The following is a 15170-nucleotide window of genomic DNA, read 5'->3' as shown; positions in this document are numbered from 1 at the left end:
CTCGTAGCATCCTCCTGTGCGGCCGATTTTCGACCTTGCACCATATAAGAGTCACCGGATCGCCTAATCCTTCCGCCAAGAAAAATTTTTTAGCAGCAGAAAGAGTCGACGTAACGATTACGGGTGCGGCGGACCCGAAAGCCGTACTCTTGGGTCATAGAAGGGGAGATCATCGAAGCACTGACCGACGAACAGGTCTTCTGCACATGCACTGGTACCCTGCACGACTGGAGCATCCTATCGTTACAAGCCAGCAATGCGCTCGGAGCAATTGTGGGAAAGGTACAAAGCTGAGCGCAGCCTACCGCGAATGTGGTGAGATTCCGCCTGCACCCAGAACAGACAGATCGATCTTATCAATGCTCGACGCGCCGGTAATTGCCATAATCTCGGCGAGTTCGGCCTGCAGCAACTTCAGCACACGCTCCACCCCCTGAGAGCCCCCCTTGGTCAAGCCCCAAAGCACAGGCCGGCCGACAAGAACGGCACGTGCGCCAAGTGCCAAAGCCCGCAGAACGTCGGCGCCTGTACGAATGCCGCTGTCTGCATAGACTTCAATGTCCCGCCCAACGGCGTCAACGATTGCCGGTAGCGCGTGGGCCACCGGTTGTGAATGGCGCAGGCCCTGGCCAGCGTGATTGGAAACGATCAGCGCGCTTGCACCATGATCACGAGCGCGCAAGGCATCGTCGGGCCGGATCACGCCCTTGAGGACCAGCGGCAGGTCTGAAAGTCCGCGCATCCATTCCACATCTGCCCACGTTGCAGCAGCATCGGGAAAAGTTGCCCCCATCGGCCGATCTGCGTAGTCGCGAACGGCGTACATCTTGTGCTCCGGTTCCTGCCATCGCTGGAACAGCGCTTGCGCGGCAAGGCGCATGGGCCTGGGGAATGCCGGCATCACCGGAAGATCTACCGTGAAGCACAAAGCCGAAGCCCCTGCGGCTACGGCCCGATCAATCACGTCCTTTACCACGCCGCGATCGCGCATGAAGTAAACCTGCTGCCAGTATCGCCCGCTTGCTACCGCCCCCACGGCCTCTGGTGGACGCGTGCCCATCATGCTGAGCGTGGTGATCGTACCGGCCGCCACTGCCCCCCGCGCGGTTGCCACCTCCCCTTCAGGATCCACGAGCGTCGAGCCGACGAACGGCGCGGTCATGATCGGCATCGCGATCTTCTGTCCCAGCACCGTGGCAGTGGTATCGATGTGCGAGACGTCGACCAGCGCCCGCGGCCGCAGGTGCAGCGCCTGCCATGCTGCCATGTCGTCGTGCAGCGTGCGCTCCATGCCGACGTTATTGACGAAGTCGCGGTAGGCCTCGGGCATCAGCGGCTCTGCCGCCGCGCGAAACTCGGCAACGTCGAGAAGGTCCTCCTGCTGCGTCACCTGCTCGAAGACAGTCTTTGCCATGATGCCCGCTCCTTTTCTGTCAGCCCGGCTTGCGCTCGGCGATGGTCGGCAGGCGGCGGATCGGCTCGATCGTGATCGCGCGGAAGTACGTCTCTGCCCCCTCCGACTGCAGCTGGATCTTGCCTGCCGTCAGCGGGATCGTCCGGCCCTTGGCGTCCTTGGTGGTAAGGTTGGTCGCCGCCATCACCGGTACGCCGTTGACGACGTGGATCGACCTGTCACCGAAGACATAGAGGTCGAGCGAGTTCCACTCGCCGAGCGGCTTTTCGGCATCCACTCCGGCATCGACGTTCCACGTCGGGAACACCAGCTGCGCGGGCAGGCCACCATGGAAGTAGCGGCGGCTCGGATAGGGGATCGACGGATCATTGGCGACTTGCACCGTCGCCCCCACGCGCCAGTCCACTGTCTCGAACGAGGGCTTGCCCTTCGAATCGCCGACCGTCAGCAGCATGCCGACCGAGTGCGGCACCACCTCGAACTCGATCGCGCTCATCCAAGTGCCGAAGAACGCGCCATAGGCCCCATGCGAGTGATAGAGCACGCCGTTATTGCGCGGCATCGGCATCCAGGTGTTCGCGCCCCACTTGTATTCGACGTGGAGGTGGTAGTTGCGGTGGGCCTCCTTTGTGATCAGCCCGCCGAACAGTTTGCCGCTGGAATAGATCGCCGCCGCACCGTCTTCCTGGACGACCTTGAACACGCCGTAGGTATCGTGATTGAGCCCGATCGGCGCGCTGCTGGGCGTCCCGTAAGTCGTGGCTGGCACGGTGTAACCAAGCCAGCTATCCCACCCGGTCAGATCGCGACCATTGAAAAGCATTCTCGGCGCGGCCCTGTTGCGCGGCAGGTTCGTGAGGATGAGATCCTGCTTGCGGTAGGCCGGATCCTTGGCGATTGCCGCCTTCTGTTCGGGCGTCGAACCATCAGGCGGGCCATCGGCAGCAATCGCGCCGGCAGGAGCAATCAGGGCAAGGCTGCAGGCAAATTTGGCAGCCAGAATGCGGTGAGGTGCGGACATTTGGGGAAGCTCCATCAAAAGCGAGAAATCAGTGGGCCCAGGCACTCGCGGCCAGATCGAAAGGCGATGCCGTCAGCGCAATCAGCGCGGCATCGGATTGGAGGTCGATGGTCGCGGGACGCTCGCAGGTGGATTCAAGGTCAATCACCGAATTCGTCGTGGCTGACCTGACGATGGCCTCCATCACTTCAACCGAGTGGACGATGAACTCGGCCCCGGTGCGGTGTCTGCTGCCGGTGCGGATCGCGAGTGCGAGATCGACGAGCCCTGCGCCGCGATAATCGGCCACCGCTCGCCCTGTGTGGTCATGCCGGTTGGGCGTAGCAAAGCCCTGATCGGCGGTAACGAGGCCCATGCGCGGCTCAGGCGGCGCAATCACCGCAGGCTCTCCCCCGAAGAACATCGGGTCGGCCATGGCCAAAATGCCGTCTGACCCGAATAGTTCGCCTGGCCGCAGCGTAGGCACCACAACGTCGAGCGAGATGATGAAGCTGACCGAGGCTTCGGCAAATTCAAGCACAGTGTTGAACGTTGTGTCGACAGTCACCGGAAAAGGCGTGCCCTGACGAGGGCCACGCAGGATGGTACGCTCTGACTTGCCTGCGCCCGAAACGGAGAAAACGCGCTTCACGGGGCCGAGCAGGTTGATCCACATCGTGGTGTAATAGGGGCCGGCATCATACGGCGGCTCACCCCCCGGACGGTAGAATGCCTCCGGGCTCGGGTGGAACAACTCAAGGCCTGGCAGCCCGAGGAACGAGGTGCCGAACACCGGCTTCCCAATCGCGCACGCATCGAGCGCCTTGCGCGCTGCCTGATGTGCGCTGCCATAGAAGGTGTCCGGTGCCGAACCGATCAGCAGGCCCCGGCGCTCGGCAAGGTCCGCGAGCCGCCGCGCCGCGCCGAGCGACAGGGCGAAGGGCTTTTCTGAATAGACATGCTTGCCTGCCTCATGCGCAGCGCCGTTGATCTCCTCGTGCGCCACGCCCGGGGTGAGATTGACGACAAGCTCGATCGCTTCGTCGGCCAGCAGCTGCGCCACCGAAACGGCCCGTGCTCCGAAAGCGGTGGCCTTCTCGGCAATTGCCTGAGGATCACGCGTGGCTATTGCACGCAGATCCAGCGCAGGCGAACGCGTAATCGCGTTGAGATAGACCGGGCTGATATCGCCCGCGCCGACGACACCGATCCTGACAGGCTCCATCCAATCCTCCCGGGCAGCCATCAGGCATGCTTCGCCTATGCCACAATTTAATCGTTGATTAGATTATCTTGCGACGAAGTCAATCGTCCTGCGTCCGGATGCGGCTGGCGCGGATGAGCAGACTTGCCTTAAGCGTTTCGCCCTCCGCCAGCATCGCCATCTTTTCGGGCGCGCGGTTGATGGCATCAGTCGGATGGCTGAGCGGTTCGACGCAGAAAAAATCTGCATCCCGCCCGACATAGACACCGGTACAGGGCAGTCCATCGGACGGTTCCATCTCGATCAGCAGGCCATCAGCAGGTCTCTGGATTGTCAGCTTCCCCTTGCGGCCTTCCTGAATCGTGTCGACCACGCGGCTCGTCATCGGAGCACCTTGCCACCAGTCCACCGCCCTGCCCGCATCGACCAGCGACTGCGGTAGCCCATCAGGCGAAGTTTCCCACTCACCGCGATGCAGGCCATGGTACACGGCGCTGTCATCGCCTGGAAAATACGGATGAAAGCCCAGTCCCGCCGGCATGGGGCTGCTGCTGAGGTTGGTCACGCTCATGCGAATCCGCACGCCGTCGGCCGCCACCGTCACTTGCTGCTCAGCCCGATAGCGCCACGGCCACAGCCCTTCGTCGTAATCGTGGACCAGCCGGATTGACGCGCCATCAAGCGCCATCACCTGCCACGGCCGCACCCAGCCATAGCCGTGCAACGCGTGCGGATGCCAAGTATCCGGAAAGTTGGACGGCAGTCTATGCTCGACCCCATCTACCGCGAAGCGCCCCAGCGCGATGCGATTGCAGAACGGAACGATGGGAAAGCACGCCGCGTCCAGAATGTGCCCGGTCCGCGCTTTGCGGAAGACTGGCAGCCCCCTCCAGTTCAGACTGCGCAGCGAACCGCCGACCTGCGGCGCAATCGTCACTTCGTAATTCGACGCCGCAAGCGTCAGCAGACCGTATTCATCCATGACAACATTTTGATCATTGATCAGATTGGCTCGCAAGCCGGTCGACACAATCTGTTGAAAGGCCTGCGGTCCACCAACCCTATTGCGCGATGCCGGTCGGTTTCGGTCTGGCAAGAAGGTGGTTTGCTGTTAGGGAAGCAATGCGATAATCCACCATTTTCCCGGTGGCCCGAGAGATTGATGCCCGCCAAGAAGCCCTATCACCGCGAAAACCTGCGCCGCGATCTGCTCGATGCCGGCCGCGAATACGTGCGGCAGCATGGGCACCACGGGTTATCGATCCGCACCTTGGCGCAGCAGGTCGGTGTCTCGCCGGGCGCACCCTATCACCATTTCCCTGACCGCCGCTCACTTCTGCTGGCATTGGCCATTGAAGGCTTTGAGGAAATGCTTGACGGCGCGGAGCAAGTCCGCCGCAGCACCGTCACCCCTGCGGAAAAGCTCAGCCGCATGGGCCTGCTGTTCATCCGCTTTGCCGAAACCAACCCCTTTCTGCTCGACCTCATGTACGAGAGCGAGCTGACCTCGCCAGTACTCGACCCGGCGCTGCTCGATTACCAGCTCAAGGGGCATTTCAACCTGCGTGATCACCTGCGGGCAGCACTCCCCGGCGTGACCGACGACGAGGCCGATTTGCGCGTGATCGCCTTCTGGTCGGCGATTTACGGGTTCTCCTCGATGCGCAAGAAGGGCGTGATCCGGCCGAGCGAAAGCGCCGTGCCGACTGTCGACATCGCCGAGGCCATTGTCGCCCGCGCAACTTTGGCCGCTCTGGCAAACTGAACTCTCCGACATGCTGAACCACGGCGCATCGCCGCGTCTGCGCCATCGCGCCATCCTGCAATCAGAGCGGTGATTAGATTTACGCTTGACGCACAGGTGCCACCTATCTAATCGGCGATCAGATGGACCGACCGTCAAGGTGTCGACCGTTATTTTTCGGGAGGGGAAAGCCATGAAGATCACTGCCATCCTGCTTGCTTCGTCCGCCTTGGCGCTGGGCACGCCAGCCTTCGCGCAAAGCGCACAGCAATCGCAGAACGCCGGACAGTCCGATGACGCCGATCGCGGCGTGGGCGATATCATCGTCACCGCCAACCGCATCGAGACGACCGCGCAGGACACGCCGATTGCGCTCAACGTCTATACCGGCGCTGATCTTGCCGACAGCGGCATCAATTCGGTCCGGGACCTTTCGTCGATCGACCCCAGCCTCAATGTCTCCAGCTCAAACAGTTCCGCCTATATCGCCGTGCGCGGCATCGCCTCGACCGATGTCACCGAGCTGGGCGACCCCTCGGTTCCCGTTGCCCGCGACGGCTTCTTCACCAACCGCGCCTATTCGATCAACACCTCGATGTATGACGTTGCTCGTGTCGAAGTCCTGAAAGGTCCGCAAGGCACTCTGCAGGGCCGGAACTCGACCGGCGGCCTCGTCAGCATTGTCACCAACCGGCCCAAGTTCAAGAACGAGGTCTCCGCCTCGTTCGAATACGGCAACTACGACACGACCAACGCCGACGCCGCCGTCAACTTCGCCCTGTCGGACAACTTCGCGCTGCGCGCTTCGGGCGTGTTCCTCAAGCACGACGGCTACCGCCGCCAGGTCGGCGTGATGAAGTCGGCCGACAACGAGGACTTCAAGTCCGGCCGCATCCAGGCCCGCTTCGCCAAGGACGGGTTTGACCTGTGGGTGTCCTACCAGCGCGATGATCGCGACACTGACGGCGAGGCCGTGCTCAAGAACACCCTCGGCGCGCCCCAGCCCAGCTTCGATCCGCTCCCGGCATTCCGCAGCGATTCCCCCACCCGCACCGTACTCAAGGGTCAACGCATCCGCTGGGAAGCCAGCTATAGCGGTCTTGGCAACCTCAACCTGATCTATTCGGGCGGATGGGACAAGCAGCGGTTCGACCTCACGCTCGACGCCACCGGCCCCAACTATCCGGCCAATCGCCAGTACCTCAACACCCAGGCGCCTACGACGTGGAACCACGAAGTCCGCATCAGCAACGAGAAGACCGGCAAGCTCTTCATCCAGGCGGGCTACTTCCGCTTCACCGAAGACAACGCGCTCGTAGCTGGCCTGTACAATCGCGAAATGACCGGCGCTTTCGCACCCGGTCAGCCGCTCTCCTTCGCGCCCAACGCCGACCAATCGTTCCGCTATGGCATTGCCTTCGACTTTGCGGTGAAAACCAAGTCCGACGCCATCTTTGCCCAGGCAGACTATGACCTGAGCGAACAACTCCAGCTTTCTGCCGGCGCGCGTTACACCTGGGACAACAAGTCGCGTACCGGCAACTCCCGCCTTGTCCTGCCCGCACTGGCGTTTCCGCTATGCGGCAACGGCTTCCCGGCGCCCGGCACCTGCCCGCCGTTCCCGATCGTCAATTCAGGCAATGGCGAAACGAAGGAAAGCAAGCCGACCTGGCACCTCGGCCTCAACTGGCGTCCGGAGTCGGGCCGCCTGATCTATGCCAAGTACGATCGCGGCTACAAGTCGGGCGGCTTCAACTCCAACGGCTCGGTCGCCGCCACGCCCTATGGCGCGGAACAGGTCGATGCCTTCGAGATCGGCACGAAGAACACGCTGATGGGCAATGCCCTGCAGCTCAACTTTGCGGCCTTCTACTTCAACTACAAGGGCTACCAGGCGCAGCAGAGCACCTGCCCGACCTGCTCGACCGGCGTGTTCAACGTCGGCAGCGCCCGCGTTCTTGGCCTGGAAGGCCAGCTCAATGCCCGCGTAGCCGAGAACACGAAGCTCTATGTCAACAGCACGCTTCTCGACACCAAGTTCGGTGATAACATCATCGTCCGCAACGGCAACAACCAGAACGTCGACATCAGCAAGAACCAGCTGCCCAACGCCCCGAACTTCACCGCCTCCATGGGCTTCGAACAGGGCGTACCACTGGGCGATCACCTGCTCTCGTTCCGTGCCGACGGCAAGTACTCCTCGAGCTTCTACTTCTCGGCCTTCAACTTGTCGCAGATCCGCTCGCCGTCGTATTTCCTCGGCAACCTCTCGGCATCGATCGAGCCCCACGCCGGCGGTTGGAAGCTGCAGGCCTACGTCCGCAACGTCTTCAACAAGAACGTTCTGTCCTTCGCCGAGCAGAACTTCAACGGCTTCAGCGACAATTACCAGTTCCAGCCGCCTCGCACTTATGGCGTGCGGGCGAGCGTGAACTTCTGATCTGACACGCATACCGGCTGGAGAGGAAGCCTGGCTCCTTCTCCCGCCATCCAGGAGTAAGACATGCCCGGTTCGTTCAAATACGGTGTTTCAACCTACAGCTACGTCGACGACTACGGATCGGTCATGACGCTGAAAGACGCTTTCGATCACATCGCCGATACCGGTGCCACTGGCATCGAGATCCTCGGCGAAGGTCAGATCGAAGGCTACCCCAACCCCTCCAACCAGTTTATCGACCGCTGGTTCGGCCTGCTCGACAAGTACAAGCTGGAACCCACCAACATGTGCTCGTGGGTCGACATGCGCATTACGCTGGGGCGCAATCTCACCGTCGAGGAAGGTGCCGCGGAGCTGGAGCGCGACCTGCGCCTTGCCCACCAGCTGGGCTTCAAGTTCCTGCGTCCGAAGTTCGGTGTGCTTTCGCACGACCTGATCCCCGAACCGCAGTGGGAGGCCTATACCGAGCGCAACCTCGATCTTGCCCACAACCTCGGCGTGGTCATCTGCCCGGAAATCCACGCGCCCACGCCGATCAAGCATGAAGTCGTCGATGGTTACATCAACTTCATCGAGCGCACCGGCACGAAGAACTTCGGCTTGATGATCGACACTGGCATCTTTCAGGACCGCCCGCTGACGCACTGGGGCTCGCACCAGATCAACGACGAGGCGCGCAAGCACATGGAATTCCTCAACGGCATTGCCGTCAATCCGGAGGAGTTCCTCGACATCGCCAAGTACGTCGTATTCATCCAGGCCAAGTTCCACGATATCGACGAGAACCTCGAGGACCAGAACATCCCGTGGAAGCCGGTGATCTCGGCGATCAAGCGCTCGGGCTATTCGGGCTACCTGTCTAGCGAGTACGAAGGCTGGCGCGCGCCTTGGCGCTCGATCGATCAGGTCCGTCGCCAGCACGTGCTGCTGCGCAAGCTGGAGCGCGAGTTCGACGAAGGCAAGTTCGCCTGAGGCCTTCCGCCCCCCCAAGATTTCCCGGAGAACACCATGCTCGAACACCAACTCATCCAGAGCACCGGCTTTCGCAATTTCGGCCCTGTCGGTGCGCGCGAAGGCTTTGCCATCCGCATCCGTATTCCCAACTACCACGGCACCCGCCTGTCGCAACTCGACGGCTTCGACGTCACCGTCGACGGCGTGTTCTACGATCACGAGATCAACCGCTTCGGCATCCGCGACGAAGTGTATACCATGGCCGAAATGCGCGAGGAGACCACCGCGCGCTGGGGACTGACCGAATGGGGCGAAATCCTCGTCGACAAGCCGGGCGGCCTCGAACCGGGCGTCCACAAGATCGAAGTCCTCGCCCGCATCCGCTATTCCTACTTCCCGCCAGACGTGCATATCTTCCCGATGCACGCCGAACGATACGGCACCATCTGCACCGCCTGACAGGATAGGCATCCGGCGATTCTAACATGGGGCTTTGGAAGCTCATCAAGAAAACGAAGGTTTGAGCACAAATGACGCAGCAGTTCGGTAGACAGGGGGACGATTATATCCTCACGCCAGAGGAGATCGCCCAGTTCCATCGCGATGGCTACATCACTTTGCGCGGCGTGATGACCGAGGAGGAACTTGCGCCGCTCGAGACCGAATTCGAGCGCTTCATTCGCGGCGAAGTCAGCGGCATGGGCAAGGATTTCTGTGACATGTCCGGGCCATATGACCGTGCATTCGAGAACTTCAGCCTGGTAAATGCCGTATTGCCGCGTCACTACGAACCAAGCTTGCGCGACAACCTCTACGAACGGCGCGCAGCCTCGATCTCCCGACAGCTGATCGGAGAGACTGCAACTCTGGATTATGACCAGTTCCTCGCGAAACGCCCTGCGAAGCCCGATGCTGTTTTTACCATGCATCAGGACCTTGGTTACTGGCCCACCGGAACCCCTGAGCCATTGACCGCGACCTGCAGCCTTGCGCTCGACGATGCCGATCCGGAAAATGGTTGTCTCAAGGTTGTGCCGGGTTCGCAGAAGCAAGGCCTGCGTCCGCACCGCCCTCTGATGGGTGAAGATCGCAGCAAATCTCACATCCTCAGCGTCGAACTGAACGATGCCGATATGGTCGTGGACCTGCCGCTGAAGCGGGGCGACATTACCGTGCATGACGAACTGATCGTCCACGGCTCAGGTGGGAATACCTCGCCGGACCGCTGGCGGCGTACTTACATCGTTGCCTTCCGTTCGAAAGCCTGCGTGGACTTCGAACGTTCGATCGGCTTTACGCATTCGCACAACGACACAATCGCTTGGGAGACACATCTCGCCGCGCTAACCGCTTGAAGGAGGCGTTCCGACCGACCTCCAATGTGCCTCGAATTTATTGTTCATGGCTTTGCCGGCGGCTACCCAAATTGCCTGTGATCTCTCCGCGCCGGTAAATGCTCCTCTTGGCCGTCCACGGCACGAAAAACAGTGCATAAGCTGTAACAGAAAACAACTTAGCTACCGATTGGGCTTGAGCGGTTCGCGTATTTCGCTTCCAGACGAACGGTCGAAGGTTTCAGGATCAGGCGTTCAGAAAGGGACATCTGACCAACCGGGCCCACTCGCGTCACTCATTCGTCGACAAGCCGAGCAGACTGGCGGGTGCTGGGGTGACCAACCCGGCTTGGACAGAAATAATCGTCCACAATTGCTACCCCCGCGGTTCGAGCCACACCAGCAGTCTGGCCCGGGCATCGGGAAGAAGATCAAATTGAACAGGCCGCTCTGTTTTCAGCTGCATGACGATTACCCGCCATCTGCCGGCCGCTTTATTCTCTCGACCAGACTTCGGCAAAACCCCACTTCCAGTTCCAGGCCGACAGGCCTCACACATCGACGGGAACAGCGCAGCTGGTACCCAGGCATAGCGCAAGAAATGTCAAATTGGCGCGCAATCGGCCCTAAAGCCCTACCGCACCCAGTAGCCTAATCATCGCAGCATGTGAGCCACAAGAGCTCAAGTCTTTTACGGGAGAGAAGCATGGCTGGTATGGGGTACGTGCGCGCGGCGCTGTCGCTGATTGCTGCATCGACATCGAGCGTTGCCTTGGCGCAGGCTGAAGCACCCAAAGGTGATGACGAAATCGTAGTGACAGCGCAGCGCCGCGAGCAGTCGTTGCTTGACGTGCCGCTGGCCGTGACCGCGCTGGGCGGGGATTCGCTGGCAGAGCGCGGCATCACCAATTCGGCGCAGCTCGGCGAGGCGGTGCCGAACCTCCAGATCAACAGCCCCTATGGCAACACGCAGCCCAACTTCACCTTGCGCGGCATTGGCGTGGCCAACGAATACAATTCCAATCAGGCTTCGCCGGTCGGGGTCTACCTCGATGATGTCTATCTCGCGCCACGCACCAGTCACGGGATGGGCTTGTTCGATCTGGACCGGGTGGAGGTGCTGCGCGGGCCGCAGGGCACGTTATTCGGCCGTAACACCACCGGCGGCGCGATCAACTTCATCACCAAGCGGCCGGATCTTTCGGGCAGCGAGGGCTACGTCCAGCTTGGCTACGTCAACTTCGGCACGTTCACCGCTCAAGGGGCGCTCGAAACCACGCTGTCAGAGGGCGTCGCTGGCATCCGCGCGGCGGTGAACTACGCCAAGGGTGACGGGCAGATCCGCAACACCTTCGCAGGAGGCCGTGATCCCAATTCGACCGATACGCTGCAAGGTCGCCTCTCGCTTCGCCTCAAGCCGAGCGAGACCGTCAACGTTGTCCTGCGCGCCTACGGCGGGCGCGATCGTGGCACGCAGGCTGCGGTGCATGGCCTCGGTGCCTTCCGCGCTGGGCTCGACTTCTTCGAGACCAATGAAAACCGCGTAGGTGACAATAACACCGACGCCTGGGGCTTCAGCGCCAATATCGGCGTCGACCTGACGGACAAGCTGACGCTGACCTCGATCACTTCGTACGACGGCGGATCGCAGAACCTGCAACAGGCGGCGGACGGCTCGCCACTCGATATCCTCGATATCACCTGGCAGTCGCAGTATCGCCAATTCAGCCAGGAATTGCGCGCCAACTATACTGGCAGCGGCGTGACCTTCGTCGGTGGCTTGTTCTACGGCTACGACCGCAACGTAACAGACAACCGCTTCAACCTCCCGCTGCCACCAGCCGGCGGCTTCTTCCAGCACTACCGGCAGCAGCGCCGTTCCTACGCGGTTTTCGGGCAGGCTGACCTCGCACTGACGAGCGCGCTTAGCCTGACGCTCGGCGCCCGCTATACCCGCGACACATCAAAGTACGACGACGCCTTCGCCTATCTCTTCGTGGGTGCAGTGGGTGCACCTGATTTTCCGATCGCCTCCACTGTGCCGTGCGTCGGCGTGCCCGGCACCTGCGCTTACGATCCCGCGGCCCGCTATGCGCTGAAGGACAACAACAACGCACTGACCGGTCGGGTGGCGTTAAGCTACACCTTTGGCAGCGGAGCGCTGCTCTACGCGAGCTACAATCGCGGTTACCGCGCTGGCGCGGTCAACGGCGGCGGCTACACTTCCTCGAGCGGGATCAGCTATATCAAGCCCGAGTATGTCAATGCCTTCGAGCTTGGCGTCAAGGGCCGCACGGCTGACCGCGTGCTGACCTATGCCATCTCGGCGTTTTATTACGACTACACCAACCAGCAGCTGCAGGACACGCGCCCCGGGCCGGTCTCATTCCTTGTCAATGCACCCAAGTCCGAGGTGTACGGCCTGGAAGCGGAAACGACGTTGCGACCGATCAATGGCCTGAGGGTCAATGCCTCGTTCGGCCTGCTTCAGTCGAAGTTCAAGGAGCTGACCCTTCAGGGTACCGACCTCGCCGGCAACCGCCTGCCGTTTGCGCCCAGGTTAACCGGGCAGCTTGGAGCCGACTGGGATGTGGTCGATGTGGCCGGCGGTCTAGTGACCTTCTCGCCGAACGTGGTCTATGCCAGCAGCCAGTTCTTCTCGCCCTTCAACGCGGTGAACGTGGCAGGCTCGGCACAGGTCAATTCGGAACTCGCGCAAGGGGCCAACGCCAGGGTCAACGGCGCGCTCAGCTGGAGCAACGACACAATCACCGTTCGCGCCTTCGCCAACAACCTCTTCAACCGCAAAACCTATGGCTACGGCCTTGATCTGCGCGGGGCTGGTTTCCCTTACAACTTCCTTGTTCCGAATGCGCCACGCACCTTCGGTATCTCCGTTCGCGCGGGCTTCTGAGCATGGACACCGACCTCGGCGATCCTTCGCTCTATGCGGCGGGCATGCCTTATGACCTGTTCGCACAACTCAGGCGCAAAGGGCCTGTCCATTGGAATCCGCCCGCGCAGGATCGAGGCGGGTTCTGGGCGGTGCTCGGTTTCGAGGAGATCCTAGCGGTCTCGAAGCAGTCCGATCTGTTCTCCTCGGCCCGCGAGAATGGCGGCCACCGCATTTTCGACGAGAATGAGGCAGGGCTCGCCGGTGCGGGTGACAGCGGCATCGGGGTGCCGTTCATCTCGCGCGATCCGCCGATCCACACGCAATACCGCAAGTTCGTGGTGCCTGCGCTCTCACCGGGGCGGCTCGAGGGGATAGAGACGCGGATTGCGGCCCGGGTGGAGGCCTTGCTGGCCGGGGTCCCGCTGAACGAGGTCATCGATATTCTGCCCTGTTTCACTGTACCGCTGCCGCTTCTCACGCTTGCCGAGCTGCTCGGCGTGCCGAGTGACATGTGGCGCGATCTGCATCGCTGGACCGATGCTTTCATCGGTGAGGACGATCCCGATTTCCGCCAGTCACCCGAAGCGATGCAGCAGGTGGTGGGCGAATTCTTCGGCTTCTGTCAGGCACTCTTCGAAAGCCGCCGGGCCGAACCAACCCGTGATCTTGCCTCGCTGCTCGCCAACAGCGAAATAGGAGGTGAACCCGTACCGTTTGCCGATTTCGTCGGCAATCTCGTGCTCGCGCTGGTCGGCGGTAACGAGACGACCCGCAACACACTGAATCATTCGATGGTCGCCTTCGCGCGCGAACCGGCCCAGTGGCAGATGATCCGCGACAACCCCGACCTGTTGCCGGGCGCAGTCAAGGAAATGGTGCGCCATGCGAGCGCGGTGATCCACATGCGCCGCACCGCGATGCGCGATACTGAACTGGGTGGGCAGGCAATCCGCAAGGGCGACCGGGTGGTGATGTTCTACCCCGCCGGCAATCGTGATGCCGCTGCCTTCTCCGATCCCGACCGGTTCGATATCACCCGGCAGGTGCGCCAGCATGTCGCCTTCGGGGCGGGTGCTCATGTCTGCGTCGGCTCGCGGCTTGCGGAAATGCAGCTGAGGGTGGCATTTGGTCACCTTGCGCGCCATGTTTCTCGCTTCGAGATTGTGAGCCAGCCGCAGCGCGTGCGATCCGCGTTCATCAACGGGTTCAAGAAACTCGAGGTGCGGCTGGTTGGGTGACGAGGGACGAGTGATGCCGAAACAGCTCGAAAGGGAGAAGGACGCGTCCGCACCCGCCCAGAAGGTGTGGGACAACAAGGCAATCATCTGCGACGTGCTCGGCAGACCGCCCGAGATGGAGCTCGGGTCGCTGGGCGATGGCTGGTCGCTGTGCCGCTGGCGGCAGTTCGTAGGGAGCTATGCCCTGCCGCCAGTGCCCGATCCGATCTTCATCGTGCACATCGCGGGCAAGCCCCGCGTCAAGACCTGGGAGCGCGGCAGTTGGACCGAGACGCATTCGATTCCCGGTTGCGCTACGATCGTGCCCGCCGGAATGCCCACCGGCTGGCTTGTCGATGGCGAGCTCGACGTGGTCACGCTGAGCGTTTCTTCGGAGGTGCTCAAGACCGCCTCACTAAGTGACCAGTTCAGCAAGATGCGATTTGCCTTCACCGATCCGCTGGGCGTGGCGCTGACGCGGCAGATCCTCGCAGAGCTTTATGCCCCCCATGCAGACGAGCGCGAGGCCTATGTCTCGGCCATGGTGGGTGCGCTCAAGGCGCACATCCTCTCGGGCGTGCCGGCACAGGGCAAGCCGCTCGAAATTCCGACCTCTGACTTTTCAGCTTACCGGCTTCACAAGGTAATGAACGCCATCCTCGATCACCCGGAACACGAACACAGCCTGGAGCAGATGGCGGCGACCGCCGGCGTCACCCCCTCGCACTTCTGCCGCGTGTTCAAGAAGGCCACCGGAATCTCGCCGCACCAGTATGTGATGAAGGCTCGGCTCGACCGTGCACAGCATTTGCTGGCGCAGACCGACATGACGCTTGCCGCGCTTTCAGAATCGCTGGGCTTCACCAGCCAGAGCCATTTTAGCCGCGCCTTCCGGGCCTATGCCGGGCGCACGCCAAGCGACCTTCGTCAGCACGAGCAGACCATCCAGTAGCAGGAAAGACCCCGC

The 15170-nt window shown here is 61.7% G+C and carries 12 protein-coding genes; 8 read left to right on the top strand and 4 right to left on the bottom strand.

Annotated features, from left to right (window positions below; translation table 11 throughout):
• Positions 1-301: 301 nt before the first annotated feature.
• The 4 genes from AC3WLM_RS17715 to AC3WLM_RS17700 form a co-directional block, all read right to left on the bottom strand.
• Positions 302-1414: an alpha-hydroxy-acid oxidizing protein gene (locus AC3WLM_RS17715; RefSeq protein ID WP_492478264.1), complete on the bottom strand. Its 1113-nt coding sequence runs from the start codon at positions 1412-1414 to the stop codon at positions 302-304.
• A gap of 19 nt (positions 1415-1433) precedes the next feature.
• Positions 1434-2435 carry a 3-keto-disaccharide hydrolase gene (locus tag AC3WLM_RS17710; RefSeq protein WP_492478263.1) on the bottom strand — a complete coding sequence of 334 codons (1002 nt, stop codon included), beginning with the start codon at positions 2433-2435 and terminating at the stop codon, positions 1434-1436.
• A gap of 28 nt (positions 2436-2463) precedes the next feature.
• On the bottom strand, positions 2464-3639 hold the full coding sequence (locus AC3WLM_RS17705; protein ID WP_492478262.1) for a Gfo/Idh/MocA family protein: 1176 nt from the start codon (positions 3637-3639) through the stop codon (positions 2464-2466).
• 79 nt (positions 3640-3718) lie between these two features.
• Entirely contained in the window at positions 3719-4636 is a 918-nt protein-coding gene (locus AC3WLM_RS17700; protein ID WP_492478261.1) for an aldose 1-epimerase, read from the bottom strand.
• A 144-nt stretch (positions 4637-4780) separates the two neighbouring features.
• Here AC3WLM_RS17700 and AC3WLM_RS17695 point away from each other — a divergent pair, with 144 nt between their 5' ends.
• The 8 genes from AC3WLM_RS17695 to AC3WLM_RS17660 all read left to right on the top strand — a co-directional run bounded on the left by AC3WLM_RS17695 (position 4781) and on the right by AC3WLM_RS17660 (position 15155).
• Positions 4781-5383: a TetR/AcrR family transcriptional regulator gene (locus AC3WLM_RS17695; protein ID WP_039335583.1), complete on the top strand. Its 603-nt coding sequence runs from the start codon at positions 4781-4783 to the stop codon at positions 5381-5383.
• Positions 5384-5555: 172 nt separating this feature from the next.
• Positions 5556-7802, top strand: coding sequence for a TonB-dependent receptor (locus AC3WLM_RS17690; protein ID WP_492478260.1), 2247 nt, complete (start codon positions 5556-5558; stop codon positions 7800-7802).
• 63 nt (positions 7803-7865) lie between these two features.
• On the top strand, positions 7866-8774 hold the full coding sequence (locus tag AC3WLM_RS17685) for a sugar phosphate isomerase/epimerase family protein (RefSeq protein WP_492478259.1): 909 nt from the start codon (positions 7866-7868) through the stop codon (positions 8772-8774).
• A 36-nt stretch (positions 8775-8810) separates the two neighbouring features.
• The gene (locus AC3WLM_RS17680) at positions 8811-9215 is read left to right on the top strand and encodes a C-glycoside deglycosidase beta subunit domain-containing protein (protein WP_492478258.1); all 405 of its coding nucleotides are present in this window, start codon (positions 8811-8813) and stop codon (positions 9213-9215) included.
• A gap of 71 nt (positions 9216-9286) precedes the next feature.
• Positions 9287-10111 (top strand): phytanoyl-CoA dioxygenase family protein, encoded by an 825-nt coding sequence (locus AC3WLM_RS17675; protein WP_193828736.1) that lies wholly within the window; start codon positions 9287-9289, stop codon positions 10109-10111.
• Positions 10112-10796: 685 nt separating this feature from the next.
• Entirely contained in the window at positions 10797-13004 is a 2208-nt protein-coding gene (locus AC3WLM_RS17670; protein WP_492478257.1) for a TonB-dependent receptor, read from the top strand.
• Positions 13005-13006: 2 nt separating this feature from the next.
• Positions 13007-14224, top strand: a complete 1218-nt coding sequence (locus AC3WLM_RS17665; RefSeq protein ID WP_193828735.1) for a cytochrome P450 — start codon at positions 13007-13009, stop codon at positions 14222-14224.
• A 13-nt stretch (positions 14225-14237) separates the two neighbouring features.
• Positions 14238-15155 (top strand): helix-turn-helix domain-containing protein, encoded by a 918-nt coding sequence (locus tag AC3WLM_RS17660; RefSeq protein WP_492478256.1) that lies wholly within the window; start codon positions 14238-14240, stop codon positions 15153-15155.
• Positions 15156-15170: the final 15 nt, after the last annotated feature.

Source organism: Novosphingobium sp. FW305-C-30-35 (assembly GCF_058783135.1).
This window is presented reverse-complemented; position numbering and strand designations above follow the sequence as displayed.